Below are 25,699 nucleotides of genomic sequence, written 5' to 3'. Positions count from 1 at the left end.
GTTGATCAAGGAGTTTGCGTCATCCTGGCCGTGGGATCAGGACACAAACTCCTTGATCAACGGGACGGGAGCGGGGCGGGTGGGCCGGGAGAGGGTCAGCGGGGGCGGCGGAGGGCGGCCAGGAGAGGGGTTACGCGGGAGCGCAGGCTGGCCAGGCCGCCGGGGAAGAAGTAGACGGCCAGGATGAACACGGTGCCCAGGACGAACAGGGGCTGGCTCAGCGGGTGGCTGAGGAACGCGGGCAGGCTGTTCACCGCGTCGCTGCTGCCGAACGCGGTGAGCCGGTGGTCCAGGTACATGTAGAGGACGCCGCCCAGCACCGGCCCCCACCGCGTGCCGGGGCCGCCGAGCACCACCATGACCAGCAGCGACAGCGTCAGCTCCGACGAGGTGATGTGCGGGCTGGCCCCGCCGACGATCAGCACGTAGACCACCCCGCCGGCCGACGCGAGACCGCCGGCGAGCGTGAACGCGACAAGCTTGAACCGGTACGGGTCGAGCCCGAGCACCCCGATGCGCCGCTCGTCGTCGCGCAGCCCGGCGAGCACCCGCCCGGTCGGCGAGGCGCTGACCCGGTGCACCACGAGGACCACGATCGCCAGGTACGCCAGCGCCAGCCAGTACAGGTTCACCGTGTTGGTGACCCCCACCAGAGCAGCCGGCAGTCCGGAAACGTCCAGCGGCAGGCCCTCCTCGCCGCCGGTGAGGCCGCCGAAGTCGCGGGCCACCAGGATCGCCCCGACCTGCGCGAACGCCAGCGTCACCATGGCGAACGCGATGCCCACCGTCCGCAGGGCCACCGCACCGAGCAGCGCGGCCAGGGTGGTGCCGCCGACCACCGTGAGCACTGCCGCCTGCCACAGCGGCAGCCCGGCCTTGGTGACCAGGATGTCGGTGCCGTACACCCCGGCGGCGAAGTAGAGCGCGTGGCCGAAGGAGAGCATCCCGGTACGCCCGAACAGCAGGTCGTATCCGGCCGCCAGCCCGCCGAAGACAAGGCAGATGGCGAGCAGTTGCAGCGTGCCGGGCGAGTTCAGCGGCCCCTCGAAGATCCCGGGCAGGTGCAGTGTGGAGTACGGCAGGATCGCCGCCACCACCAGCGCCACCAGCGGCAGGTACGGGCGAAGCCCGTGCCAGCGGGAACGCCCGGGGGTCAGTTCGTCGGGCACCTGCGCCGGAGGCGCGTCGACCACCGAGTTGGTCATGCGTGAGCCACCTTTCCGGCCAGGCCCTGCGGACGCAGCAGCAGCACCACGGCGAGCAGACCGACCACGCACAGGTCACCCAGGCCGGACGTGCCGTAGTAGTTGACGAACTGTTGCAGCAGCCCCACCGCGACCGCCGCGTACGCGGACCCGACCACCGAGCCCATCCCGCCGATCACCACCACGATGAAGGCGAAGATCAGCAGGGAGCCGCCCTGCCCCGGCGAGACGGTGCCGAAGTAGACGCCGCCGAGCGCGCCGGCCAGCGCGGCGGCGGCCCCGCCGATCGCGAAGACCAGCGTGAACGCCTTGCGCACGTCGATACCGAGCGCGGTGACCATCTCCCGGTTCTCCACACCGGCCCGGATGATCAGGCCGTACCGGGTCCAGCGCAGGAACGCCAGCAGCGCGCCGAGCACCACAGCGGCGGCGACGATCAGCAGCAGCCCGGCGTTCGGCACCTGCGCGCCGAGCACCGATGTCACGCCCCGGCTCCAGTCCGGGCGCGGGAACGGTCGCGGGTCGGCGCCCCAGGTGGCCTGGAGCAGCGCCACCCCGGCGAGCGACAGGCCGACGGTGACGAGCACCTGTTCGATGGTGCGGGAGTAGAGCGGCCGGATCAGCACCAGCTCCACGAGCACCGCGACGAGCGAACCGGCCAGCACGCCGAAGACGACTGCGAGCACGAAACCGAACCCGTCCGGCCCGGCGCCGGGCAGGTTGCCCGCCGCCCACCACGTCGCGTACGCGCCGACGCCGAGGAACAGCCCGTGCGCGAAGTTGAGCACGTCGGCGAGGCCGAACACCAGGGACAGTCCGGAGGCCACGAGGAAGTAGAGCGCCGCCAGGCCCAGCCCGGTCAGCGTCAGCAGGACCACCGTGTTCATGCCGTGCCGCCTTTCGTTCGCGACTGCGGGGCTCGCAAACCCGGCTCACTCCTCGCGCTCACCGGCACCTCCGCCGAACCCACACCGAGCAGCGACTTGGTCAGCGCGGTCTCCAGCAGCAGTTCCTGGGCGTCGCCGGTCCAGGCGACCTTCCCGGCGGAGAGCACCACCGCGTCGGTCGCCAGCCGCCGCACCACCGCCAGGTTCTGCTCGACGAGCAGCACCGGCACGGATTCCGCCACCCGTTCCAGCACCTCGGCCACCTCTGTCACCACCTTCGGCGCCAGCCCCTTCGTCGGCTCGTCGACGAGCAGCAGCCGGTTGTCGTTGAGCAGCACCCGGCCGATCGCGAGCATCTGCTGCTGCCCGCCGGAGAGCGAGCCGGCCCGTTGCCGTCCGCGCCGCTCCAGCTCCGGGAAGAGCGAGAACACCTTGTCGTACGCGGGCGTGACGCCCCGCCGTTCGGCGAGCCGCAGGTTCTCCGCGACGGTGAGCGCGGCGAAGACGCAGCGGTCCTCCGGCACGTAGCCGAGGCCGTCGCGGACCAGCCGGTGGGTGGGGCGGGCGAGCAGGCTGCGCGCACCCATCCGCACGGTCCCGCGTACCTCGCCGCCGCGCGGCGTCAGCCCGACGATCGCGCGCAGCGTGGTGGTCTTGCCGACGCCGTTGCGCCCGAGCAGCACCGTGACGCCGGTCGCCGCGACCTCGAACGACACCCCCTGGAGGATGTGCAGTCCGGCGATCCGCACGGACAGGTCCGCCACGGACAGGACAGGTTCAGTCATTTAGAGCGCCTCCCCCAGGTACGCCTCCTGCACGGTGGCGTTCGCCATCACCGTGTCCGGGGTGTCGCATGCCAGCAGCGCGCCGTGGTGCATCACGGCGATCCGGTCGGCCAGCTCCAGGATCACGTCCATGTGGTGTTCCACCATGAGCACCGCCCGGCCGCTGTCGCCGGTCAACGACTTGATCACGCTGACCAGCTCGGGCACGTCCTCGGCGCTCACCCCGGCCATCGGCTCGTCCAGGAGCATCACCCGTGGTTCACCGGCGAGCAGCAGCGCGATCTCCAGCTTGCGCTTCTCGCCGTGGGCAAGGGTGCCGGCGAGCGCCGTACCCCTGTGGTGCAGGCCGACCCGGTCGAGCGCCGCGTCGGCGGCGGCGGCCACCTCCCGGTCGGCCGCCGCCCGCCGCCACAGCTTCATCGAGCCACCCCGGTGTGCCTGTACGGCCAGCCGGACGTTCTCCCGCACGGTCAGCGAGCCGAAGACCGAGGACGCCTGGAAGGTACGTCCCAGGCCGAGCCGGGCCCGCCGGTGCGGCGCAAGCGCGGTGATGTCCGCGCCGTCCAGCAGGACAGTGCCCTCGGTGGGCCGGCGCAGGCCGGTGATCAGGTTGAACAGGGAGGTCTTGCCGGCGCCGTTGGGCCCGATCACGCCGAGGAACTCCCCCGGCGCCAGATCGAGGTAGACGGAGTCGACGATGGCGACCTCACCGATCCGCCAGGTCAGACCGCGGGTGGCGAGCACGGGTCAGCCCTTCATCTGCGCGACCGGCGGCGCGCTCTCGTCACCGGTGAGCGACTTCTGCGCGGTCGCCGTGAAGGCGGTGCCGCTGCCGGAGAGCTTCGCCTGGTACATCGGCTGGAGCAGGGCGTGGTCCTCGGCGCGGATCTTCATGGTGCCCTTGACGCCCTCGAACTCCCAGCCCTCAAGCGCCTTCACCATCTTCTCCACGTCGTCGCCGCCCTCCTGCACGGCGCGGACGACCATCTGCGCGGCGGCGAACCCGTCCGGGTGGAACAGGTCGAGCGTGCCGCCCGGCACCTTCGCCTTCGCGGCCTTGGCGGCCTCGGTGTCGCTGGCCCCGTCGAAGTAGTGCGACAGGAACGAGATCTTGCTGCCGGCCGCACCGAACGTCGGCCAGGAGGCGCGGATGTCCAGGCCGGTGACGACAGTGGTGGAGGCGAGGACGCCCTGCTGGTCGAGCGTCTGCCACATCGCGCCGGCGGTGGTGCCGGCCCAGGCGACGAAGAGCAGGTCCGGCTTGGCGGCCTTGATCTGGCTGGCGAACGGCGTGAACTCGGTGGCGCTGGCCGGGGCCCGGACGCTGCTCACGTTCGCGCCCGCGCCGCCGATCACGGCCTTGACGGCGGCCTCGTTCGCGTCGCCGAACGCGCCGTCCTGCGCGAACACGACCACCTTCTTGCCGCCCGCGTCGCCGATGAACGACCGGGCGGTCACCACGTCCTGCCAGGACTGCCGGCCGGAACGGAACGTGTACTTGTTCGCGCCGGTCACCGCGTCGGTGGCGGCCGGGCCGGAGATGAACAGCACCTTGTTCTGCGCGGCGATCGGCGCGACCTGGAGCGCCACCCCGGACGAGGTGGACCCGGCGATGATCTTCGTACCCTTGCCGATCAGGTCCTTCGCGGCGGACACGGCCTTGGCCGGGTCGCCCGCGTCGTCGGCCTCGCTCACCTCGATGGTGCGGTCACCGACCTTGCCGGTGCCCTTTGTGGCGAAGTCGAGGCCGGCCTTGAAACCCTCGATGTACTGCTTGCCGTAGCTGGCGAGCGGCCCGGACTGGGAGTAGACCAGACCGACCTTGACCGGGGCGGCGTCGCCGCCGCCGGATGCGGTGTCCTGCGGGCTGCCACAGGCGGTGGCGGCCAGAGCGACCGCCACCGAGGTGGCAGCGGTAAGGAACACCCGTCGCGTGTGCCGGATCGTCATTGCGACTCCAGGTGAGGACAGGGGAATGTCAGTTGTCGGCTCACGCTAGAAGTGACGTCACCCACGGGCTATGTGGTCGGCGCACACAAGTACCCGTGACGGGGTGGCCGCACGTTACAGCGCCGGACATCGCCACGTAACCGCACCGACCCGGGATGGCCGCACCCGCCACGCACGCCCCGCCGGGAATGTCGCCCCACGCCATCGCGCGCCGGTCAACGCCCGCCGCAGTCCCCGTCGTGGTCGGCCGCCCGTGCGCATCGCCGGCCACCGTCGCGCGGCCGGTCGCACCAGACCCAGTGGCGTACGGACTGCTCGTCCTCCCGCGACACGGTCGTCCCGGCGCGCTCCACGTCGGCCAGGAACCCGAGCGCCCGGCAGATGGCCCGCGCGAACCCCCGAGCGCCGTCGAGGTCGGCCGCGAGCACCGGCAGGTGTACGACGAACCGCTCCCGGCTCACCGCTGCGCGCCCGGAGTGAACCGGGACTGCCAGCTCTTGAGCGCCGCCTTGATACGCGTGTTCTCCTCGGCGTACCGGGACGCGTCGCGCCGGGCCAGCGCCAGGTCACCGGCCACCCGGTAGAGGAAGGCGTGCACCTCCGCCGGGTCGAGCCCGTGCCGCACGGTGCGGAACCTCCGCTCGCGGATCTGTCCGACGCTCAGCGGCCGGCACGACTCCGAGCGGTACCAGCCCTGGTTGGGCGGCCCGCCCTTGCTACGTCGCCGGGTTGGCTGGAACAGGTTGAGCACGTTACGCACGCCGATCCTCCTCACCGAGCCGTGGAGGCGGCCCGCCCGCAGACAGGGGACGCGGGCGGGCCGCCGACCCCGAGACCGCAGCCCGTTCGGCGGTACGACCCCGGAGCCCAATCCGGGTCCGACTCCCGAGGTTTGCCGAACCAACCGGAGCCGGACGCGGGTCAGCCTACCCAAAATACCTGTGTAGGTCGAGCGTCCACATCGGGCTTTCTGCTTGTTGCAGTTACTGGTGTAGGCCCGGCATGATCGGAGGTGCCGAACCGACCGGAGTCCTCACCATGCCTACAGCTGAAGCGCCATATCGTCAGATCGCCAACGAACTCGCCGCAAAGATCAAGAGCGGCGAGCTGAAGCCCGGCGACAAGCTGCCCTCGACCCGTGAACTCGCCGAGGCTTACGGCGTCCACATGAACACGGCGTCCCGCGCTCTCTCGTTGCTGCACGATCGCGAGCTGATCACCGGCCAGCCCGGCCGAGGCACCTACGTAGCCGAACCCCCGAGCTGACCCACCCCCCTCACCGCCTCCCTCCCCCTTCCGCCCGCCGATCTTGGAGTTGTGGCGCCCAGGATGCCGGAATAAGGGTGGTTTACGAGGTGCCACAACTCCAAGATCGGCGAAGCGCGGGAGATCTTGGTACGAAAGGGCCCTCATAGGGGCCGTTTCGTACCAAGATCTCGGGAGCGCCAAGCGCGTGGGGTGCCCGCCGCTTGCGGCGGGCACCCCGTGAACAGGAGCAGCGGTCAGCGGCCGGCTCGGGCGGCCACCGCCGTGTCCGGGTGGTCGCTGAACACGCCGTCCAGGCCCAGGTCGAGGAACAGCTCGTACTCGGACGTGATGTCGCCACGCGCGTTCGGGTCGGCGCCGATGCGGAAGTCCACCGGCAGGAACTGGTTCTCGGCCCGGAACGTCCACGCGTGCACCACCAGCTTCTGCCGGTGCGCGTCGCGGATCACCGGGGTCGGCGCGAGCAGCCGGCCGGCGGAGTCCCGGGGCACGATCAGGTTCTTGTTCAGGCCCACGCCGTCGGCGTACCGGGAGATCCAGGCCAGTCCGGCGGGCGTGGCCAGGTCGGCGTAGGTCCGCTTGTCGCCGCCCGCGACGAAGTCGTAGGGAGCGCCGCTCGCGTCCATGAGCTGCACCAGCCGTACGTCGATCATCTTGTCGAGCTTGCGCAGGTTGGCGGTCTCGAAGCTCTGCACGAACACCGGGTCGGCGCGGTGGGTGAGCCGGTTGCGGCGCAGCACGGCGACCAGCGGCTCCTCCAGCGGGCGGCCGATCGACGCGAAGTAGGTGGGGTGCTTGGTCTCCGGGTAGACGCCGATGGTCCGGCCCCGCGCCTTCGACTCGGTTCGCGCCAGGTCGATGACCTCCTGGAACGTCGGGATCTCGAACTTGCCGTCGAACGCGGTGTTGGCGACCCGCACCTGCGGCAGGCGCTCCTTGGCCCGCAGCGTCTTCAGCTCGGCCAGCGTGAAGTCCTCGGTGAACCAGCCGGCGACTGTCACCCCGTCGATGGTCTTCGTCGCCTTGCGGCCGGCGAACTCGGGGCGGGCGGCCACGTCCGTCGTACCGGAGATCTCGTTCTCGTGCCGCGCGACCAGGACGCCGTCCTTCGTCGCGACCAGGTCCGGCTCGATGAAGTCGGCGCCCTGGCGGATGGCGAGCCGGTAGGCCTCGAGGGTGTGCTCCGGGCGGTAGCCGCTCGCGCCGCGGTGGCCGATCACGATCGGCCGCTGGGGCGCGTGGGCACGCTCGGCGTGGTGGTCCGGGCCGGCGGCGCGGTGGTCCGGGCCGGCCTGGGCGGCCACTGCCGGCACCACCACAGCGGCCGCCGCGAGCAGCGCGCCGGCCATGCCGAGGGCGGAAAGGGTACGTCGCAACGCCGTCTCCTGTCGTTGATGGGTACGCACAGCAGACCGGGTGTGGTTGACCGCCAGTTGGTCGGTTCCTGACCTGCCGGTGAATCTCCGGACGGAAGATGACGGGGTGCGCCGCCTGCTCCGGAAGCCCGTACGGCTGGTGCCGTTGGGGTTCCTGGCGGTGATCCTGGCCGGCACCGGCCTGCTCATGCTGCCCTGGGCCACGAGCGAGCAGCGGTACACCCCGTTCGTCACCGCGCTGTTCACGTCCACGTCGGCGGTGTCGGTGACCGGGCTGGCGGTGACCGACACGCCGAACTACTGGACCGGCTTCGGGCTCGTGATGATCACCGTGTTGACGCAGCTCGGCGGTCTGGGCATCCTGACCGGGGCGTCGCTGGTGATCCTCGCGGTGTCCCGCCAGCTCGGCCTGCGTAACCGGCTGCTCGTGCAGGCGGAGACCGCCGAGTTCGGTCTCGGCGACGTACGCCGGCTGCTGGTGCGCATCGCGGCCACCGTCTTCGCCACCGAGGCGGTGATGACGGCGGTGGTCGCCGCGCGCCTGTTCCTGGCGTACGACTACCGGCCGGGCCGGGCGCTCTGGTCGGCGGTGTTCCACTCGGTCCAGGCGTTCAACAACGGCGGGTTCGCGCTCTACTCCGACGGCCTGATCGCGTTCTCCCGCGACGGGTGGGTGGCGCTGCCCCTCAGCCTCGGCGCGATCATCGGCGGGCTCGGCTTCCCGGCGCTGTTCGAGGCGGTACGTGAGTGGCGGCAGCCGGCGCGCTGGGCGGTCGCCACGAAGCTGACCGTCTGGGGCAGCGTGGTGCTGATCGTCTTCGGCGTCGCCTACCTGCTGCTGGCCGAGTGGGCCAACCCGTTCACGATCGGCACCTACGACGTGCCGGGCAAGCTGCTGGCGTCGTTCGCCCAGATCGCGCTGAGCCGTACCGGCGGCTTCGACGTGATCCACGTCGGCCGGCTCACCGACGAGAGCTACCCCATGCTGATCGGGCTGATGTTCATCGGCGGCGGCAGCGCCAGCACCGCCGGCGGCATCAAGGTCTCCACGTTCTTCCTGCTCGGCTTCGCCATCTGGGCCGAGCTGCGGGGTGAGCTGGACACCACTGTCGGGCACCGCCGGGTGGCCACGTCCAGCCAGCGGCAGGCGCTGACGGTGGCGCTGCTGAGCGTGGCGCTGGTGGCCGGCGGGACTGTCGGCCTGATCGCGATGACCTCGCAGGTGTCGTTCTCGGCCGCGCTGTTCGAGGTCACCTCCGCGTTCAGCACCACCGGCCTGACCGTCGGGGTGGCCGGGCAGCTCTCCCCGCCGGGCCAGTACGTGCTGACCGCGCTCATGTACGTCGGCCGGGTCGGGCCGCTCACCCTCGGCTCGGCCATCGCGTTGAACACCCGTCGACGGCTGTACCGCTATCCGGAGGAGCAACCCATTGTCGGCTAGGCATCCGGAGGAGACGGGCATCGCGGTGATCGGCCTGGGCCGGTTCGGCTCGCGCCTGGCGGGCTCCCTGTCACGCCTCGGTCACGAGGTGCTGGCGGTCGACCGTGACCCGGCCCGGGTCCAGCACTGGTCGTCCGACCTGGACCGGGTGGTGCAGGCGGACAGCACCGAGGAGGCGGTGCTGCGCCAGCTCGGGATGGCGGACTTCCGCCGGGTGGTGGTCGCGATCGGCGCGTCGCTGGAGGCGAGCGTGCTCACCGTGCTGGCCCTGGCGGAGCTGGGCATCGAGCAGATCTGGGCGCGCGCCGTCTCGGAGAAGCACGCGAAGATCCTGCACTCGGTCGGCGCGCACCATGTGGTCTTCCCCGAGGCGGAGACCGGGGAGCGGGTGGCCCACCTGATCGTCAGCCGGATGCTGGACTTCATCGAGTTCGACGACGACTTCGCCATCGCCAAGATCAAGGTGCCCGCGCCGCTGGTCGGGCGGTCCCTGCGAGACATCGCCCCGCAGGACCGGTACGGCGTGATGGTGGTGGGCGCGAAGCAGGCCGGGGAGCCGTTCCGGTACGCCGGGCCGGACACGGTGCTGGCGGCGGACAGCGTCCTCATCGTGGAGGGCGGCATCACCCAGGTGCAGCGCTTCTCCGCGCTGACCTGACGGCCGCGCCGACCTGACCGTCAGCCCTTCTTCGGACCCTTGCCCTTGGCGTTCCCACCCCCCTTCGGCCGGTCTACCTTGCTTTTCCCTTGCCGTTCTCCTTGCCCTTGGCCTTGCCGGGCCCTTCGGCCTTGGGCTTCGGTTTCGGCTTGGCCTTCGCCGGCCCGCTCTTGGCGGTGGCCTTGCTGGCCGGCTTGACCGGCGTCTGCACCGGCGGCGCGGTGGTCGGCGCCGAACCGGCGATGCCGGAGACCTGCACCCCGCAGGAGCTGTCCCCGACCCGGAACTCCACGGGCAGCGTGTTGCTCCCGGTGTAGCGGCCGGCCAGCGTCAGCTTCGTCGACGCGCCGGGCGCCAGCGCCGGGTCCGCCGCCGGTGCGGCGATCGAGACGGTACGCCCCACCTGACGTGCCGCGGGCTGGGCCGTGGTGACCGTCTGCTTGCCGGGGAACGTGAAGTCCATGGTCCAGCCGCGCAGTTCCCGGTCGCTGGTGTTGGTGAGCGTCAGCTCGGCGGCGAAGTCCTTGCCGGTGTCGCGGCGCAGCGAGTAGTCGACTGCGCAGGGGATCGGCTCGGGCATGCTCATCCGCGCCTCGGTCGGCTCCACCCCGCCGCTGGCCGGGCTGCGGGACGTCAGCCCCCACAGGGTGGCGGTCACCGCGATCAGGCCGACGGCGGCCACGCCCGCCTCCACCTTGCGCCGCCGTGCCACCGCCCGCCGCGTGCGGGTACGCACCACCGAGAACGGCAGCGCGTCGGTCTCCGCCGACCACGGCAGGATGGTGGTGCCGGCGTTCTCGGCGAGCGCCGGGTCCATCCGGCCGAACGCCGGTGACACCGGCACGATCGCCGCGATGCCGGCCGCCTCGGCGAGCGTACGGGCCACCTCGGCGGTGGCCGGGCGGTCCTCGGGGCGCTTGGCCAGGCACCGCTGCACCAGCGCGGCGACCGGCTCGGGCAGCCCCGGCACGGCGGGCATCGGGTCCGGGTCGCGGTACATGTGCGCGCGCAGCATCTCGGTGGTGGTGCTGGCCTGCCACGGCAGGCGGCCGGTCAGCATGCGGTACAGCAGCAGCCCGACCGCGTACACGTCGGTGGCCGGGGAGACGTGGCCGTTGTCCAGCCGCTCCGGAGCGAGGTAGGCGGGCGTGCCGAGCAGCGCGCCGTCCGGCCCCTTGTCGCTCTCCCCCACCAGCGCCGAGATGCCGAAGTCGACGACCTTCACCCCGGTCGGGGTCAGCATGACGTTGCCCGGGGTCACGTCCCGGTGCACCACGCCACGTGCGTGCGCGGCGGCGAGCGCCGAGGCGACCTCCGCGCCGATGGTCATGGCCTCCCGCCAGGGAAGCTGCCCGTCGCGACCGAGCCGGCCGCTGAGCGGACCGCCGTCGACAAGCTCCATGACCACGTACGGGACGGTCAGGCCGACCTGCACGGACTCGCCGTAGTCGTACACGTTGGTGATGTTGGGGTGGCACAGCCGCGCCGCGGCCTGCGCCTCCACCCGGATCCGGTGCCGGAACGCCTTGTCGCTGGCCAGCCGCGAGGCCAGCACCTTGACTGCTACCTGCCGGCCCAGCACCTCGTCGTAGCCGCGCCAGACGACCGACATGCCGCCCGCACCCAACTGCTCGACGAGCCGATATCGCTCGCCGAGCAGTTGCACGCCGTTCCTGACCGGTCCACCCATGGTCGGTCCTGTTGCCCGAAGTGGGCCCCGGTACACCTCAGCGGTCGGAATCGGTCAGGAAAGTCACCCGTTCAGGCGGTCGCGAGGAGCTGGTCCACCGGCGCGTAGTCGTCGGTGAGCACCATCGCGTCGCCCACCCACTCGGTCACCTGCGCCTCGTTCATCAGCTCGGCCCGCTCCGGCAGCAGCTTCAGCCCGGGCGGGATCGCGTCCAGCGGCAGCGGCGCGTCCGAGGCGACGATCACGAAGTTGGCGCCCTGCTCCCCGTCGATCGCGCCCGGTGGCGCGATCAGCGCGACGTGCGCGAACTCGGCCTTCACGGTGGCCAGCTCGGCCCGGATGAACCGGCCCGGCGGGTAGTCGATGACGTTCTGCACGTAGATCCCGTCCGGGCGCAGCACCCGCCGGATGTCGGCGGCCATCTCCCGGGTGGCCAGGTGCCACGGCACCACCAGGTGCCCGAACGCGTCGCCGACGATGAAGTCGCGGCTGTCGGTCGGCTCGCCGCGCAGCAGCACCCGCGCGTCACCCACCTCGGCGCGCATCAGCGGGCCGGTGCGCAGCCCCAGCTCCCGCCGGTCCAGCTCGACCAGCCCGCCGTCCAGCTCGAACACCAGGTTGTCGGTGCCGGGCCGGGTCGCGGCCAGGTAGTTCGGCACGGTGAAGCCGCCGCCGCCGAGGTGCAGCGCGTCCACCGGCTGCCTCGCCGGCCGCGCCACGTCCGCGACCAGGCCGATCCACTGCGTGTACGCGTACTTCAGGTGGGTGGGTTCACCCAGGTCGACGTACGAGTGCTCGGCCGAGTTGAGGTAGAGCGTGCGCCCCTGCGGCCACGACGGGTCCACCTCGACCCGGGCGCAGTGGTACGCGGTCTCCACGTCACACGGGTTCGGTGCCGCGGCGGTCAGCCCGGCTGCGGCGAGGCCGAGCAACGCCAGCGCGGCCTTGACCCGGCTCGGTGTGGACGGCCCGCCTGCGCCCGCCTGCCGTCGCAGCCAGACGCCGAGCGCCAGCCCGGTCACCCCGAGCGCGGCAGCGAGCCCGAGCACGATGACGGAGCTGGACAGCGCGGCCACCAGCACGAAGCCGGTGCCGAGCGTGGCGGTGATGCCGCCGAGCGTGCCGATGCTGGACAGCTTGCCCACCACCTGGCCGGTGCGGCGCAGGTCGGCGAGCTGAAGCTTCACCACGAGCGGGGTGATACCGGCCAGCAGCGCCGCCGGCAGCACCACCGTCAGCGCGGTCAGCAGGAGCACCGCGCTCGCCGCGCCGCCGCGCAACACCTCACCGGCGTACCTGACGATCGGCAGCGTGACAGCGGTGGCGATGCCGGCGAGCACCAGCGCCGGGGCGAGCAGCGTGCGCGGGTCACGCCGGTCGGCGAGCCATCCGCCGAACCACGCTCCGTACGCGATCGCGGCGAGCGCCATGCCGATCACCGAGCTGGTCACCTGGAGGGTCACCCCGACGTACGGGCCGACCAGGCGCAACGAGACGGTCTCCAGCACCAGCACCGCACCGCTGGAGAAGAAGACGAGGAACGCGGCGAGCCCGTTGGGCAGGGCCCGGGGCGGAACCGGGGCGTCGGCCGCCGGTTCCGCCATGACGTCGGACGATGTGCTGCTCACCGTGGCGATGGTACGCAGCGGTCCTGGCGGGCCGGGTCAGTACATCGAGATGTGAACATGGTTTGTGTGGTCCGCGGCCGGGCTGCCGCCGCCGCTGTACGCCCGCCAGCCGGTGTTCGGCATCCAGATCTGCCGGTACCAGATGACGTACATGATGCCGAGCCGGTTGGCGTTGTTCTTCGCCCAGGCGGCGAGGCTGTCGCCGTACGCCTTGTCGCCGCCGGTGGCGGTCTTGTCCTCGAACCCGCCGCTGGCGGCGGAGAAGTCGCAGGCCCGGCCCTTGGGGTGCTCGCCGCCGCCGCCGCTGCGGTGGCAGGAGGCGTAGCGCTTGTAACCGGCGGCCTTGGCCTGCTGGAGCATGTGCAGCGTGCGCGGGGTGATGCAGCCGGACGCGGGCGTCGGGTCGTCCACCGAGCAGGACTCCGACGGCCACGAGCCGTCCGAGCTGCGCGGCGCGGGCTTCGCCGAGGAGGAGGTGCCGTTGAACCCGGACCCGCTGCCGGAGCTGACCTTCGCCAGCGCCACCTCGGCGTCCTTCTTCTTGCGGGCCTGCACCGCGACCTGCTTGGCCTGCTCCCGCACCTCGGCGTCGATGGCGAGCTTCGCCTCGGCCGCCTGCGCCTTCGCGTCGGCCAGCTCCCGCAGCCGCTTGCTGTCCCGCTGGGCCATCACGTCCAGCTCGGCCGCGCGCTTGAGGAAGTCGTTCGGGTCGGCGCTGGCGAGCAGCATCGACGTCGCGGTCAGCCGGCCCATCCGGTACGACTGCGCGGCCACCTCACCGGCCTGCTCGCTGAGCCCGACGAGACGCGTCTCGACGTCGGCGAGCTGGGCGGCGAGCGCCTTCTGCCGGCGCTTGGAGTTCTCCAGCTTGTTCTGGGCCTCGATGTGACCCTTCGCCGCCGCCTCCAGCGCCGCCCGCAGCTGCTTGCTGCCGCCCTCGTTCGGGGCGTTCGGGCTGGGTACGGCGGCGGCCGGTCCGGCGGCCACGCCGGAGCCGAGAAGCACGGCCACCGCGGCGAACACGGCGAGCAGCGACCGCCGGACGCGCCGGCCGGTAGGGCTGGTCCTGGGCACGTGATGGTCCTTCCGTCGACCGCCGGCCCCCGCACACCGAGCGGCGTCTCCGCCGGCGCCGGATGGCGGCCTGCTGGCGGAGACCGCCGGTCACGATACCGGACCACGCGCGAGACGCCAGGCCGGCGACGGCGTACGGCGCCAGACGTCGACGCAGCGTGCCGGGCTCGTCGCGCAGCGCCGCTCAACCGCCCAGCAGGGCGGTGCTCACCTCGTCCCAGATCTCCGGGCTGGCCGCGACCAGCAGTCCCCGGCCCTCGTCGGCCGGGTGGTAGTCGGTGCCGTCGAACCGGCGGGCCACCCCACCGGCCTCGCGCACCAGCAGGGCACCGGGCGTGTGGTCCCACGGCAGGGTGCGCCAGAACAGCACGAACTGCTGCGCGCCGGTGAGGATGTCCAGGTATTCGCGGCCGGCGCAGTGCTGGCCGGGCAGCAGCTCGCCGATGCGGCGCCCGCCCTCCTCCACCCGGCGGCGGAAGTCCGCCGGCAGGAACCTCGTCGTCGCGGTGCCGCGCAGCGCGCCCACCTGCGGCTCGGTCTCCGGCGACCGCAGCGCCGCGCCGTCCAGCTCGGTGCCGGCACCGAGCCGGGCCGCCGCCATCGTGCCGTCGAGCGGGTCGTACACCCAGGAGGCCACCGGTGCGCCGTCGGTGAGCAGCGCCGCCATCAACGCGAACGGGCGGCGGCCGGCGGCGAAGTTGGAGGTGCCGTCGACCGGGTCGACGAGCCACACGTCGCCGCTGCCGCGCACGTGCCGCAGCAGATCCGGGTCCTCGGCGACGGCCTCCTCGCCGACCACCACCGACCCGGGACGCAGCCGCCGCAGGCCCTCCGAGATCAGCACCTCGGCCTCGCGGTCGGCGACGGTGACCACCTCGCCGGGCGCCTTCTCGGAGATGTCTGACGCGTCGAGCCGGCGGAACAGGGGCACGACGACCTTGGCCGCCGCCTCCTTGAGCAGCGCGCCGACGTCGTCCAGCAGCGGGTCAGCCACGCGGCGGCAGCTTGACCACGCTGACGAAGAACTCGTCGATCTGGCGGACCACCGAGATGAAGCGCTCGAAGTCCACCGGCTTGGTCACGTAGGCGTTGGCGTGCAGCTGGTAGCTGCGCAGGATGTCCTCGTCGGCCTGCGAGGTGGTGAGCACCACCACCGGGATGCGGCAGAGCTGCGCGTCCTTCTTGATCTCCTTGAGCACCTCCCGGCCGTCGCGCCGGGGCAGGTTAAGGTCGAGCAGGATCAGGTCGGGCGTCACCGCGTCCGCGTACTGACCCTCGCGGCGCAGGTAGGCAAGCGCCTCCGCGCCGTCGGAGACGACGGTGAGGCGGTTGCGGAGCTTGTGCTCCTCGAACGCCTCCTGGGTCATCAGCACGTCACCGGGGTCGTCCTCGACGAGCAGGACCTCGATCGGGCTCTTGCCGTCCGCGGGCGCGGTCATCCCACCGTCTCCTTCATGCCACCGTTTGTACCGTGTCGGTCCGCCTCCGCGGGCGACTCTTCGCGTGCCTCGCCGTCCGGCTGCCGCCCGGCGCCCGCCGGGTCGGTCTCGGTGCCCTCGGCGGCCGGCGCCTCGGCCGGCTCCGCACCGTCCGCCGCGTCCCCGTCCGCGGCGTCCCCGTCCGCTGCCGCCTCCGCCGCCTTGGCGGCCTCGATGTCGGCCTCCAGCGCGGGCAGCGTGAACCGGATGGTCGTGCCCTCCCCGGCGTCGGTGTCCACCCAGACCCGGCCGCCGTGATACTCCACGATCTTCTTCACGATGGCCAACCCGATGCCGGTGCCCGGGTACGCGTCCTTCGAGTGCAGCCGCTGGAAGATCACGAAGATCTTGTCGGCGAACTCCGGCTCGATCCCGATGCCGTTGTCCCGGCAGCTGATCTCCCACTCGTCGTCCACCAGCCGCGCCGACACGTGCACCTTCGGCGGCACGTCGGGCCGGCGGAACTTCACCGAGTTGCTGACCAGGTTGACCAGCAGGTTGGTCAGCAGCGGCTCCTCGCCGCGAATGGTCGGCATCTCGCCCCAGGTCAGATCCGCGTCGGCGTACTGCAACGCCGCCTCGGTCTGCCCCGCCACGTCGCCCATCACCTTGTTCAGGTCGACCTCGGTGAAACCGGTGGTCAACCGGCCGATCCGGGAGAACGCCAGCAGGTCGTTGATCAGCCGCTGCATCCGCTGCGCGCCGTCCACCGCGAACGCGATGTACTGGTCGGCCCGCTCGTCGAGCTGCCCCGCGTAGCGCCGCTGGAGAAGCTGGCAGAAGCTCGCCACCTTGCGCAGCGGCTCCTGGAGGTCGTGCGAGGCGACGTACGCGAACTGCTCCAGGTCACGGTTGGAGCGGGTCAGCTCCTCGGCCTGCTTCTGCAACTGGCTGTTGACCCACTCGATGCGCTCCCGCGCCTCGCGTACCTCGTCCAGCTCGCGGGCGATCTTCATGCGCATCTGGTCGATGTCCTCGGCCAGCCGGCGGAACTCCGGCGGGCCGGAGCCCTCGATGTGGTGCCGGTAGTCGCCGTCGGCCACCTCGCGTACCTGGCTGACCAGGGCGGCCAGGGGGCGGATCAGGATCCGGTCCAGCGAGAGCAGCATGACCACGCCGGCCGTGGTCACCACCAGCGCGGCGACGATCAGCAGCACGACCAGCGCGTTGCTCGTCGAGTTGACGCGGTCGGCGGTCTCCTCCCGGACGGTGAGGATCTCGTCCTGGAGCGTGTTCACCGCCGACCGGATGCCGTCGAACTGCTGACGGGTCTCGTCGGTGATCAGCGCCTGGCCGGCCTCCGGGCCGTCCCGCTCGACAGTGGTGATCACCGGCTCGGCCACCTGGGCCCGCCACTGCGCGGTCTCCCGCTCCACCACGTCCAGCGACCGGCGCACGTCCGGATAGTCGGCGGAGAGGTCGCGGATCGACGCGGCCAGGCTCTGCTCCCGCTGCACGCCCTGCTGGTAGGGCTCCAGATCGGTGCGGTCACCGTTCACCGCGTACCCGCGCACCGAGGTCTCCTGGTCGAGCAGCACGCTCATCAGCTCCTGCGCCTGGACGCGCAGCGGGCCGGTCTTGAGCAGCACCGCGTCGATGTTCTCGCGGTTCTTCGCGGCGACCGCCGCCTCGGCGGCGGCCAGCCCGAGCAGCAGCACCACCACCACGCCGAGGAGCGCGACCACCCGCCGCCGCAGGGTCCACCCCTGCTGGTACGCCTTCACAGGTTCCTCCCCGTTGCCCTTCGCGCTCGCGCTCACCGTCCGCTGCCCCGCGTGACCAGCAGCATCGCCACGTCGTCGGCGAGCGGGCCGCCGTTTATCTGCTCGGCCCGCCCGACCAGCCAGGCGGGCAGCTCGGCCAGCGGCACCGCCCGGTTCGCCGGGTCGGCGAGCAGCCCGGTCAGGCCCGGCACGTCGAGGCGTTCGTCCCCGCCGTCCACCCGGCCCTCGATCAGGCCGTCCGTGTACATCAGCAGGGACCAGTCGTCGGTGTCGAACTCCAGGTCGAAGGCGATCGGGCGGCGTGGGCGTACGCCCAGCAGCAGCCCGCCCTTGGCCGGCACCGGCGCGACCTTACCGCCGCTGAGCAGCAGCGGCGGCGGGTGACCGGCGAGGCGTACGGTGGCCCGCGCCGACGCCAGGTCGAGCCGGGTGGTGGCCACCGTCGCGAAGATCTCCTGGAGTCGGCGCTCACTCATCAGCACCTGCTCCAGCGCGGGCAGCACCTCGTCGTCCGGCACCCCGGCCAGCACCAGCGCCCGCCAGGCCACGCGCAGTTCGACGCCGAGCGCGGCCTCGTCCACGCCGTGCCCGCACACGTCGCCGACGATGAGGTCGATGCGGTCCGGCTGGGTCTGCACCACGTCGTAGAAGTCGCCGCCGATCAGCGCGGCGTGCCGGCCGGGCCGGTAGAACGTGTGCACCGACACCTCGTCGGTGGTCATCAGCGGCTGTGGCAGCAGGCCGCGCTCCAGGCGGGCGGACTCGGCCTGGCGCAGCTCCACCTCGCGCAGCCGGCGGGCGTTCTCGTCGGCCCGCTTGCGCTCCACCGCGTACCGCAGGGCCCGGGTCAGCAGGACACCGTCGACCTGGCCCTTGACCAGGTAGTCCTGCGCCCCCTCGGCGACCGCGACGATGCCCAGGTGCTCGTCGGACCGACCGGTCAGCACGCAGACCGCGGCGCCGCTCGCCATCTCCAGCACCCGGCGCAGCCCGTCCAGGCCCTGCGCGTCCGGCAGACCCAGGTCGAGCAGGACGCAGTCCACGCCCATCACCCGTTGCCGGGCCTCGCTGAGACTCGTGGCGACCAGCAGGTCGATCATCGAGTTGGTCTCGGCGAGCAGCTCGCCGACCAGGAAGGCGTCGCCCTCGTCGTCCTCGACCAGCAGCACCCGCAGCCGCTCGCCCGGCGGTACGCCGCCGTGCAGCCCCGCCCCGGCCGACGGCACGTAGGCGGCACCCGACGCACCGGCCCCCCGGACCGGTCGGGTCACCGCCGCGAGTCGCGGGAGTTCGCTGGTGATGTCGGGCTCCTTCCGAATGCCCTGCTGATCCTGACTCAGACAACAGTCGCACACAACGCGACCGGCACCGGCGCGGCGGAGCGTGTGACCGGTCCACCTCCACAGCGGCACGGTCGACCCACGATGTTACGCGGCAACAGTTGTCGCACCGGCAGCGCACCGACCGAGGACTGCCGCCGCAGCCCTCGGGGGTGCAGGATGATCCCCACCCCGTAGATCCACCCCGAGGAGTCCCCGTGGGCGCACCCCCCACCCGCCCCGCCGACCGCGCGTTCACCAGGCCCCGCCGCCGGCCGATCGCCGCCGTGGCCGCCCTTGCCGCGCTGCTCGCCGTCGGGGCGGGCGTCCTGGTCGGTCTCGCCACCCCGGCGCCGCGTCCGGCGGACGCGCCCGCGGGCGAGTTCAGCGCCGCCCGGGCGTACCGGAACGTCCAGGTGATCGCGGCCGAGCCGCACGTGGCGGGCAGCGCCGCCAACGACCGGGTACGCGAACACCTGGTGGCGACGCTGCGCGGGCTGGGTCTGGAGACCGAGGTACAGGACGCGGTCGCGCCCGAGGCCGGGCAGTTGTCCGGCGCGGCGGGCGGGGCGACGCTGGCCCGGGTCCGCAACGTGGTGGCCCGGCTGCCCGGCACCGACCCGACCGGGAAGGTCTTCCTGGTCTCGCACTACGACTCGGTGCAGACCGGGCCGGGCGGCAACGACGACGCGGCCGGCACCGCAGCGATCCTGGAGGTGGCACGGGCGCTGACCACCGGGCCGCGACCCCGCAACGACATCGTCTTCGTGCTCACCGACGCGGAGGAGGCGTGCCTGTGTGGGGCCGCCGGGTTCGCCGGCGACCACCCGCTCGCCCGCGACGGCGGGGTGGTGCTCAACCTGGAGGCGCGCGGCTCCACCGGCCCGGTGATCATGTTCGAGACGTCCCGGGACAACGCGAAACTGGTCGAGATCTTCGGCAAGGCCGCGCCGCACCCGGTGGGCACCTCGTTCGCGGTGGAGATCTACCGGGCGCTGCCGAACGACACCGACTTCACCGCGTTCCTGGACCGGAAGTTCGTCGGGCTCAACTCCGCCTACATCGACGGCGGGGCGATCTACCACACCCCGCTCGACGTGCCGACCCGGGTGGACCGGGGCAGCCTCCAGATGCACGGCGACAACGCGCTCGGCCTGGCCCGCGAGTTCGGCCGTACCGACCTGGGCGACCTGCGCGCCGGGCACGACGCCACCTACTTCCCGGTGTTCGGCGCGCTGGTCCGCTACCCCGGCTGGCTGACCCTTCCGCTCGCGGTGGTCGCGCTGCTCGCGGTCGGCGCGCTCGGCTGGCTGCTGCGCCGCCGGGGCCGGGCCACCGCCGGCACGCTCGCCGCCGGCTTCGGCCTGGCCCTGGTGCCGGTCGTCGTGGCGCCGCTCGGCGCGTGGCTGCTCTGGGCCGCGATCACCACGATCCGGCCCGGGTACGCCGAGCTGCTCGACCCGTACCGCCCGGTCTGGTACCGGCTCGCGGTCGTGGCGCTCGCCGCCGCTGTGCTGTTCTGCTGGTACGCGCTGCTGCGCCGCCGCGTCGGCCCGGCCGCGCTGGCGTTCGGCGGGCTGGCGTGGCTCGGTGTGTTCGGGGTACTGCTCGCCGTGGCGGTGCCCGGTGGGGCGTACCTGACGACAGTGCCGGCGCTGGCCGGCGCGCTCGCCGGTCTCGTGGCGCTCGTCACCCGGCGTGACGGTCCGTGGCCGGTGGTGGCGGTGACGCTCGCCGCCTCGGTGGCGGTGGTGGTCCTGCTGCCGCCGGTGGTGCTGCTGTTCCCGGCGCTCGGCATGGGCATGGGCGCGGTAGCCGCGCTCGTCGCGGTGCTGCTCGGCCTCGCCGTACTCCCGGTGGTGGACCTGCTGCACCCCCGGGCCGGCGGCCAGCGCGGCCTGCTCGCGCTGCGCGCGCGCCGGCTCGGCGCGCTGCCCGCCGCGGCCGCCGCGCTGGCGGCGGTGGTGCTCGCCGGGGTCGGCCTGGCGGTGGACCGCTTCGACGCCGCGCATCCCGTGCCGACCCACCTGATGTACGCGCTGGACGCGGGCACCGGGAAGGCGGCGTGGCTCAGCCGGGAGGAGAAGCCACAGCCCTGGACCGACGGCTACGTCGACCGGAGCATCTCGGTCGCCGACGACTTCCCCGGGCTGGGCAACGGCGAGATGCGCGCCGGACCGGCCGACGCCGCGCCCCTGCCCGCACCGAAGCTCGAACTGCTCTCCGACAGCGGCTCGGGCGACCAGCGGGTGCTGCGCGTGCGGGTGACGCCGCAACGGCAGGTACGCCTGCTCACGCTGCACGTCGACACCACCACCGCCACCGTGCGGTCCGCCTCGGTGGCCGGGCGGGACGCGCCGGTCGAGCCGGGCGGCGGGAAGTGGGGCTTCGGAATCGTGTTCCACGCCCCGCCGCCGGAGGGTGTCGAGGTGACGCTGACGTTGACCCCGGCGGCCGGGCCGGTGAACGTGCGGGCCATGGACGCCAGTGACGGGCTGTCCGGGGTGCCCGGCTTCCGGCCTCGGCCGGAGGGTGTGGGCGTGGTCGGCTCGCACAGTTCGGAGATGCTGGCGGTGGCGCGCACGTACCCGCTCTGACCGCCGATTGATCGACTCCACCTCGCCGGAGTGGCGGTATCCCGCGTGCGGATACCGCCACTCGCGATCCCTGCCGGGCGTGCGGTTCCAGACCGTGGTGGCGATTCCGGCGTCCAGGAAGGCGCCGGCAAGCGCGCGACCCATCGGGCCCAGGCCGAGCACCGTGACAGACGCGCAGTCGAGCCCGTGGCTACGTTCGTTGATCGACGGCGGGCCACGTCCGCGAGACTCGGGGCATGGAGTTCTTCTGCTACCACCGCGATCGGCTCGGCTCGGCAGCTCTGCGTCAGGAACTGGTCGAGGAACACTGGTCCTACATGGACCGGTACGCGGGGCAGATGATCGCGCGCGGACCGACCCTCGCCGATGACGGCTCGCCCACCGGCAGCGTGCACATCGTGAGCCTGCCCGACCCCGCCGCCGCCCGGGCGTTCGCCTTCGACGAGCCCAACTACCAGGCCGGCGCGTACCGGGACGTGATGCTGCGTCGGTGGCGCAACATGCTGGGCCGCAGCATGTGGGACTTCCCCGGCGGCCGGACCGGTGGGAACCGCTACCTGGTGCTCGGCCTCGGCCCGGAGCAGAGCGGCGGCCCGGTGCTTCCGCAGCAACAGGACGAGCTGATCGCGTACGGGCCGCTGCTGTCCGACGACGGCGTGACATGGCTCGGTACGGCGGTGCTGGTGCGGGCGGCCGGGCCGGACGAGGCGCGCGCCGTGCTGGCCGACCGGTACGCCCAGGTGGAGTCGCACAACTGGATGTTCGGCGGACGCCCGGACCAGGGCGTCGCATCTCGGCGCAGCGAACGGGGGTGAACCCCGGTTGTAGGGTCGCGGAAGTGATCGACGCGATCTCGGCCGCCGTGGTGCGGCACCGACGTCCCCTCCTACTCGCGGGCCTGCTGGTGGCGGCCGGGAACGCCGCCGCCATGGGCTACGCCCCGGACGTGGCGCGGGCGTCGACCCTCCCGCTTCTCCTCCTCGCGCTGACCCTCCTGATCCTGGCAGTCATCCGCATGGGGACACGGCCCGCCGCTCTGGTGGTGTTGCCGCGAAACGCGGCCTTCGCCTCACCGGTCCCGGCGTGGCGGGTCCTCCTCGCCCTGGGGCTCCTCGGTCAGTCCTCCGCAACCGCCGGCTCATACCTGCGTTCCGTGGACGCGGGCACCGCGACCACGTCCGAGGTCGTCATCGGCCTGCTCTGGCTCGCGCTGATCGCGCTGCTGGTAGCCACGGCGTGGCGCGGGCACAGCGTGCGGCTCAGCCCGGACGGCGTACGCACGATGGGACTCCTCGGGTCGAGGATGATCCCGTGGGAGGCAGGGCCGCGCGTCGAGGGTCCGAGCAACGACACGCAATCCACCCTGCGGCTGCCGTTGACGATCGCGAACCCGGCGCTGGTACGGCGTCGTGGCCTGGTGGGCCGCCCCGCGATACCCGTCGACGGCGTCCAGCCCGGCTTCCTCGCATCCGTGATCGACCACTACGTCGCCCACCCGGACCATCGGGCCACCATCGGCACGCCTGACGAATACCGTCGGCTGGTCACCGACCTGCGGGGTACGGCCGGCTGAGCCGGCTGCCGGCATCACTCCGTCACCGCCACGCCGACCGCCGAACCAGTGCCAGGCCTCGGTGATCGCCACGAGATCGCGGCCGACGACCGGCCACAGCAGCTCGACTGCTTCGACGAGTTCGCCCACGTCACGGCACGCTACTGGCGTGCCCCACTACTTCCAGCGGCATTAATCTCGGCTATCGGCAAGGACGACCAAAGCGGGCTTCCCGCCTCCCGACCTGGTACGCAGACTGTCGACAGATCTTGGTGTCATAGTCCGCGCAGCCCGACGCGCGGAGGCGAATCGGTGCACGTTGCCGCCCGCCACCCGAACCGTTTACTGATCGACGGCGCTGCATGCGGGCCAGCGATACGACCGGGGCATCGGAGATGGGGCGACTCGGCTAGGATTCGGTCTCCTCCTAGCGGAATTGGAGTTCGAGTGCGTCCAAACAAGGTCTTGGCTCTCCTTGCCGTCACAATTCTGGGAGTCGGCCCCGGCTTCGCCACCCCCTCCACAGCATCTGCCTATTCGGCCAGCGATGGCAATGCTCAGGCCCTAGAAGCGGGACCTGCCCCGAGCCACCCCCTGCCCGAGGATGCAAGTGCCGCCAGCGTGTGCGACGGGCCCTACCATCATGCAGAACTCCTCACGGCTTTATCTACCGAAGAGGATCATGGCTGCTATGCATTCGCCACGCCCTACAACGGGTGGATTGGGGTAAATGGCCAGATAACCACGCCGACTGAAGATCCACAGCTCTACTCGACCTACACTGATCACGTTAACGGGTTCGTGCAGATGGTGTCCACCGGGTCGAATTGGTCCGTCTGGAACGCGTGGCTGCAGATCGGTTGGTACAGCGGCACAATTCTTGGCTGCCCGACCACGCCGACCAACGAGTACCGCCTCTATGTCGAGTGGAAACTCCCAGGCCAAAGCACAAGCTGCAGGCAGGTGAGCCCGCTATCCAAGGGCGGATCAGTGATCTATCGGGTTGAGTTTGAAGGTAGCGGGTGCTGGCGGGCCTACTACAACTACAACTCGCTTGCAGAGCGGGTCTGCGGCCTGCCGAACTCGATGGCCGCGTCGACTTCAAACGAGCTGTACAACGGCACTGGCCGCAGCACCAAAATGCCCCGCTCCACGTTTGGGGCAAGCGATCCGAACACGAATGCAGCTCTGCGAATCAAGGGTGCTTCCGGCTATCAGCCCTGGGACAGCTCACTGACCAAAGGCGGCACGATCCTGAAGGACGAGAGGGGATCGTTTTGCCCTTGCTATGTGAACTCACCCTATGCCGCCTACTACCACACGGTGAGATACGGGGGATGATCCCTTAACGTGAAGCCCCGGAACGGCCATCGATCATGGCGGCCGAGAAGCGAGGACCAGGAGGAGGACGACCGTCCGGAGCCCGACGACGGCCGGGAACGGCATGATCCTGCTCCTGGCCCATCTGAACGGCCCACGGTGCGGGTCAGGGGGGTATGCGGCCACTACTTCCAGCGGAAGTGCACGAACAGCCGGCCGAAGTTCTTCGAGTCCTTCTCGACCCGGTGGTAGAGCTGCTTCACGTCCTTCTGGTCGAGGAAGCGCAGCACCTTCTTCTTCAGCGCGCCCGACCCCTTGCCCGGGATGATCTCCACGAGCGTGGCCTTCTTCGCGACCGCCTCGTCCATGATCCCGCGCAGCGCACGATCGATGTCGTGGCCCTTGTTGTAGATGTCGTGGAGGTCGAGCTTGAGCTTCACGGTCCCATCCTAGGTACGCGGAAGGGCAGCCCGCCCGGGCTGCCCTTCCGCGTCATCAGCGAACGACCGACGTGATCGGTCAACGACCGACCTTGCCCTCCACCCGCCGCAGCGCGGTGGCGTAGTCGGTGTTCGTCGAGTACATCGCGGCCGCGATGCGCAGGTGCCGCAGCGCGTCCGCCGGCCGGTTCATCCGCTCCAGCGTGCGGCCGAGCACGTGGTGCGCGTAGTGGTCGCTCGGGTCCCGGTCGACCAGCTCGCGCAGCTGCTCCTCGGCCCGGTTGAGCTGGGCCGACTGGAAGTACGCGCGGGCCAGCAGCTGCCGGACCGAGGAGTTGTCCGGCTCGGCCTCGATGATCGGTTCGAGCAGCCGGGCCGCTCCGGTCGGGTCACCCGCTTCGAAGAACATGGTCGCCCGCCGGTACTCCGCCAGAAGATCCACTCGACCCACCTCCCCCTCGTGTCGCGCCAGGCCCTAAGGTCCGACGCTGGCACAACACCGGCGCGAGCGCGAGTGTTCCTGCCGGCGAAGATCAGCCGGTCGGGTCGTACCGGCCGCCGATCAGCTCCCAGGCTCGGACACCACCGACGATTCCGGCAGTGTTCGGGACGATCACCACGTCGTCGCCCATCCGGGCCACCTGCTCGGGCCGGATCAGCCGGGAGTTGCCGCCGCCGAGATACAGCCGGTCCCAGCGGAACACCGGCCGCAGGCCGTCCACCACCTGCCGGATCCGCCGCGACCAGAACGCGTCGCCCAGGCGCCGCCGTTCCGGCTCCCCCACGTACGTGTCGTAGGTGGTGTTCCACCGCACCGGCGCGTGCGACAGCTCCAGGTGCGGCGCCAGCACCCCGCCGTCGAACAACGCGCTGCCAAGCCCGGTGCCGAGCGTCAGCACCAGCTCGCAGCCGGTCCCGGCGACCACGCCCGCGCCGTGCACCTCGGCGTCGTTCAGCACCAGCGCGGGCACGCCGAACGCCTCGGCCAGCGCGGTGCGCGCGTCGTACCCGGACCACTCGGCCACCAGGTCCGGGTCGACGCGGCTGCGCGGCCCGGAGCGGGTCACGTAGTGGGGCGTGGCCACCACGACGCCGTGCCGGATCATGCCGGGCATGCCGACTGTGAGCCGGTCCGCCGTGGGCAGGCGGGCGCCGAGATCCAGCAGCGTCTTGACGAACAGGCCGGGCGGCAAGGGGTACGGCGTGGGCACGCGAAGCGGCCGGGCGCGCATGGTCCCGGCGGCATCCAGCACGGAGGCCTTGATCCCGCCGCCACCACAGTCGATCGCCAGTGTGGTCACCACGGCTG

The 25,699-nt window shown here is 71.8% G+C and carries 25 protein-coding genes and 1 pseudogene; 7 read left to right on the top strand and 19 right to left on the bottom strand.

What is annotated here, in order from left to right; genetic code table 11:
• Positions 1 to 95 precede the first annotated feature (95 nt).
• The 7 genes from AB0B20_RS11440 to AB0B20_RS11410 form a co-directional block, all read right to left on the bottom strand.
• Entirely contained in the window at positions 96 to 1,205 is a 1,110-nt protein-coding gene (locus AB0B20_RS11440) for a branched-chain amino acid ABC transporter permease (protein ID WP_357469992.1), read from the bottom strand.
• Positions 1,202 to 2,092 (bottom strand): branched-chain amino acid ABC transporter permease, encoded by an 891-nt coding sequence (locus AB0B20_RS11435; RefSeq protein WP_013288704.1) that lies wholly within the window; start codon positions 2,090 to 2,092, stop codon positions 1,202 to 1,204. The genes AB0B20_RS11440 and AB0B20_RS11435 overlap by 4 nt, the downstream gene beginning before the upstream one ends.
• Entirely contained in the window at positions 2,089 to 2,877 is a 789-nt protein-coding gene (locus AB0B20_RS11430; protein ID WP_357469988.1) for an ABC transporter ATP-binding protein, read from the bottom strand. Before AB0B20_RS11430 ends, AB0B20_RS11435 begins: the two co-directional genes overlap by 4 nt.
• Positions 2,878 to 3,621, bottom strand: a complete 744-nt coding sequence (locus AB0B20_RS11425; RefSeq protein WP_357469985.1) for an ABC transporter ATP-binding protein — start codon at positions 3,619 to 3,621, stop codon at positions 2,878 to 2,880.
• Positions 3,622 to 3,624: 3 nt separating this feature from the next.
• Complete coding sequence (locus tag AB0B20_RS11420; protein ID WP_357383427.1) at positions 3,625 to 4,827, bottom strand: substrate-binding domain-containing protein; 1,203 nt, start codon at positions 4,825 to 4,827, stop codon at positions 3,625 to 3,627.
• A gap of 215 nt (positions 4,828 to 5,042) precedes the next feature.
• On the bottom strand, positions 5,043 to 5,288 hold the full coding sequence (locus AB0B20_RS11415; protein WP_047894639.1) for a hypothetical protein: 246 nt from the start codon (positions 5,286 to 5,288) through the stop codon (positions 5,043 to 5,045).
• Complete coding sequence (locus AB0B20_RS11410; RefSeq protein WP_357469981.1) at positions 5,285 to 5,587, bottom strand: DivIVA domain-containing protein; 303 nt, start codon at positions 5,585 to 5,587, stop codon at positions 5,285 to 5,287. The genes AB0B20_RS11415 and AB0B20_RS11410 overlap by 4 nt, the downstream gene beginning before the upstream one ends.
• A 278-nt stretch (positions 5,588 to 5,865) precedes the next feature.
• Between AB0B20_RS11410 and AB0B20_RS11405 the strand changes: the two genes are divergently transcribed.
• Complete coding sequence (locus tag AB0B20_RS11405; RefSeq protein WP_013475183.1) at positions 5,866 to 6,093, top strand: winged helix-turn-helix domain-containing protein; 228 nt, start codon at positions 5,866 to 5,868, stop codon at positions 6,091 to 6,093.
• 236 nt (positions 6,094 to 6,329) lie between these two features.
• Here AB0B20_RS11405 and AB0B20_RS11400 read toward each other — a convergent pair whose 3' ends face one another.
• The gene (locus AB0B20_RS11400) at positions 6,330 to 7,469 is read right to left on the bottom strand and encodes a glycerophosphodiester phosphodiesterase (protein WP_357469977.1); all 1,140 of its coding nucleotides are present in this window, start codon (positions 7,467 to 7,469) and stop codon (positions 6,330 to 6,332) included.
• 106 nt (positions 7,470 to 7,575) lie between these two features.
• On the opposite strand from AB0B20_RS11400, the gene AB0B20_RS11395 reads away from it, so the two are divergent.
• Both AB0B20_RS11395 and AB0B20_RS11390 read left to right on the top strand, forming a co-directional pair.
• The gene (locus AB0B20_RS11395) at positions 7,576 to 8,910 is read left to right on the top strand and encodes a potassium transporter TrkG (RefSeq protein ID WP_357383416.1); all 1,335 of its coding nucleotides are present in this window, start codon (positions 7,576 to 7,578) and stop codon (positions 8,908 to 8,910) included.
• Complete coding sequence (locus tag AB0B20_RS11390) at positions 8,900 to 9,568, top strand: TrkA family potassium uptake protein (RefSeq protein WP_357383414.1); 669 nt, start codon at positions 8,900 to 8,902, stop codon at positions 9,566 to 9,568. The genes AB0B20_RS11395 and AB0B20_RS11390 overlap by 11 nt, the downstream gene beginning before the upstream one ends.
• A gap of 73 nt (positions 9,569 to 9,641) precedes the next feature.
• Here AB0B20_RS11390 and AB0B20_RS11385 read toward each other — a convergent pair whose 3' ends face one another.
• The 7 genes from AB0B20_RS11385 to AB0B20_RS11355 all read right to left on the bottom strand — a co-directional run bounded on the left by AB0B20_RS11385 (position 9,642) and on the right by AB0B20_RS11355 (position 18,433).
• Complete coding sequence (locus AB0B20_RS11385) at positions 9,642 to 11,258, bottom strand: serine/threonine-protein kinase (RefSeq protein WP_357469974.1); 1,617 nt, start codon at positions 11,256 to 11,258, stop codon at positions 9,642 to 9,644.
• 71 nt (positions 11,259 to 11,329) lie between these two features.
• Positions 11,330 to 12,862, bottom strand: a complete 1,533-nt coding sequence (locus AB0B20_RS11380) for a fused MFS/spermidine synthase (RefSeq protein WP_357383577.1) — start codon at positions 12,860 to 12,862, stop codon at positions 11,330 to 11,332.
• A 60-nt stretch (positions 12,863 to 12,922) separates the two neighbouring features.
• Complete coding sequence (locus tag AB0B20_RS11375) at positions 12,923 to 13,960, bottom strand: hypothetical protein (RefSeq protein WP_357383410.1); 1,038 nt, start codon at positions 13,958 to 13,960, stop codon at positions 12,923 to 12,925.
• A gap of 184 nt (positions 13,961 to 14,144) precedes the next feature.
• Complete coding sequence (locus tag AB0B20_RS11370; RefSeq protein WP_357383408.1) at positions 14,145 to 14,954, bottom strand: inositol monophosphatase family protein; 810 nt, start codon at positions 14,952 to 14,954, stop codon at positions 14,145 to 14,147.
• Positions 14,947 to 15,399, bottom strand: coding sequence for a response regulator (locus tag AB0B20_RS11365; RefSeq protein WP_210896790.1), 453 nt, complete (start codon positions 15,397 to 15,399; stop codon positions 14,947 to 14,949). The genes AB0B20_RS11370 and AB0B20_RS11365 overlap by 8 nt, the downstream gene beginning before the upstream one ends.
• Complete coding sequence (locus AB0B20_RS11360) at positions 15,396 to 17,162, bottom strand: ATP-binding protein (RefSeq protein ID WP_357383574.1); 1,767 nt, start codon at positions 17,160 to 17,162, stop codon at positions 15,396 to 15,398. The genes AB0B20_RS11365 and AB0B20_RS11360 overlap by 4 nt, the downstream gene beginning before the upstream one ends.
• Before the next feature lie 32 nt (positions 17,163 to 17,194).
• Positions 17,195 to 18,433: a fused response regulator/phosphatase gene (locus AB0B20_RS11355; protein WP_357383405.1), complete on the bottom strand. Its 1,239-nt coding sequence runs from the start codon at positions 18,431 to 18,433 to the stop codon at positions 17,195 to 17,197.
• Between the two features lie 266 nt (positions 18,434 to 18,699).
• Between AB0B20_RS11355 and AB0B20_RS11350 the strand changes: the two genes are divergently transcribed.
• Complete coding sequence (locus AB0B20_RS11350; RefSeq protein ID WP_357383403.1) at positions 18,700 to 21,078, top strand: M28 family peptidase; 2,379 nt, start codon at positions 18,700 to 18,702, stop codon at positions 21,076 to 21,078.
• Positions 21,079 to 21,147: 69 nt separating this feature from the next.
• Here AB0B20_RS11350 and AB0B20_RS11345 read toward each other — a convergent pair.
• Positions 21,148 to 21,282: pseudogene (locus tag AB0B20_RS11345) on the bottom strand (NAD(P)-binding domain-containing protein); the annotation flags it as partial.
• 32 nt (positions 21,283 to 21,314) lie between these two features.
• Between AB0B20_RS11345 and AB0B20_RS11340 the strand changes: the two are divergent.
• From AB0B20_RS11340 to AB0B20_RS11330, 3 genes are all read left to right on the top strand, one after another.
• On the top strand, positions 21,315 to 21,893 hold the full coding sequence (locus tag AB0B20_RS11340) for a YciI family protein (protein WP_357383401.1): 579 nt from the start codon (positions 21,315 to 21,317) through the stop codon (positions 21,891 to 21,893).
• 23 nt (positions 21,894 to 21,916) lie between these two features.
• Positions 21,917 to 22,651: a hypothetical protein gene (locus AB0B20_RS11335; RefSeq protein ID WP_357383399.1), complete on the top strand. Its 735-nt coding sequence runs from the start codon at positions 21,917 to 21,919 to the stop codon at positions 22,649 to 22,651.
• A 426-nt stretch (positions 22,652 to 23,077) separates the two neighbouring features.
• Positions 23,078 to 23,971, top strand: a complete 894-nt coding sequence (locus AB0B20_RS11330; RefSeq protein ID WP_357469970.1) for a hypothetical protein — start codon at positions 23,078 to 23,080, stop codon at positions 23,969 to 23,971.
• Positions 23,972 to 24,135: 164 nt separating this feature from the next.
• On the opposite strand, the gene AB0B20_RS11325 is transcribed toward AB0B20_RS11330, so the two are convergent.
• From AB0B20_RS11325 to AB0B20_RS11315, 3 genes are all read right to left on the bottom strand, one after another.
• Positions 24,136 to 24,390, bottom strand: a complete 255-nt coding sequence (locus AB0B20_RS11325; protein ID WP_013288724.1) for a Smr/MutS family protein — start codon at positions 24,388 to 24,390, stop codon at positions 24,136 to 24,138.
• Positions 24,391 to 24,469: 79 nt separating this feature from the next.
• Positions 24,470 to 24,832 (bottom strand): tetratricopeptide repeat protein, encoded by a 363-nt coding sequence (locus AB0B20_RS11320; RefSeq protein WP_357383397.1) that lies wholly within the window; start codon positions 24,830 to 24,832, stop codon positions 24,470 to 24,472.
• Positions 24,833 to 24,923: 91 nt separating this feature from the next.
• Positions 24,924 to 25,694 carry an ROK family protein gene (locus AB0B20_RS11315; protein WP_357383395.1) on the bottom strand — a complete coding sequence of 257 codons (771 nt, stop codon included), beginning with the start codon at positions 25,692 to 25,694 and terminating at the stop codon, positions 24,924 to 24,926.
• Positions 25,695 to 25,699: the final 5 nt, after the last annotated feature.

This window comes from Micromonospora sp. NPDC049151, from assembly GCF_040648395.1.
Lineage (GTDB): Bacteria > Actinomycetota > Actinomycetes > Mycobacteriales > Micromonosporaceae > Micromonospora.
The sequence above is the reverse complement of the archived record's forward strand: the minus strand, read 5'-3'. Positions and strand labels throughout refer to the sequence as shown.

Coding starts and splice junctions, on each gene's coding strand:
- AB0B20_RS11440 (WP_357469992.1), bottom strand. CDS start 1,205: ATGACCAACTCGGTGGTCGACGCGCCTCCGGCGCAGGTGCCCGACGAA.
- AB0B20_RS11435 (WP_013288704.1), bottom strand. CDS start 2,092: ATGAACACGGTGGTCCTGCTGACGCTGACCGGGCTGGGCCTGGCGGCG.
- AB0B20_RS11430 (WP_357469988.1), bottom strand. CDS start 2,877: ATGACTGAACCTGTCCTGTCCGTGGCGGACCTGTCCGTGCGGATCGCC.
- AB0B20_RS11420 (WP_357383427.1), bottom strand. CDS start 4,827: ATGACGATCCGGCACACGCGACGGGTGTTCCTTACCGCTGCCACCTCG.
- AB0B20_RS11405 (WP_013475183.1), top strand. CDS start 5,866: ATGCCTACAGCTGAAGCGCCATATCGTCAGATCGCCAACGAACTCGCC.
- AB0B20_RS11385 (WP_357469974.1), bottom strand. CDS start 11,258: ATGGGTGGACCGGTCAGGAACGGCGTGCAACTGCTCGGCGAGCGATAT.
- AB0B20_RS11380 (WP_357383577.1), bottom strand. CDS start 12,862: ATGGCGGAACCGGCGGCCGACGCCCCGGTTCCGCCCCGGGCCCTGCCC.
- AB0B20_RS11365 (WP_210896790.1), bottom strand. CDS start 15,399: ATGACCGCGCCCGCGGACGGCAAGAGCCCGATCGAGGTCCTGCTCGTC.
- AB0B20_RS11340 (WP_357383401.1), top strand. CDS start 21,315: ATGGAGTTCTTCTGCTACCACCGCGATCGGCTCGGCTCGGCAGCTCTG.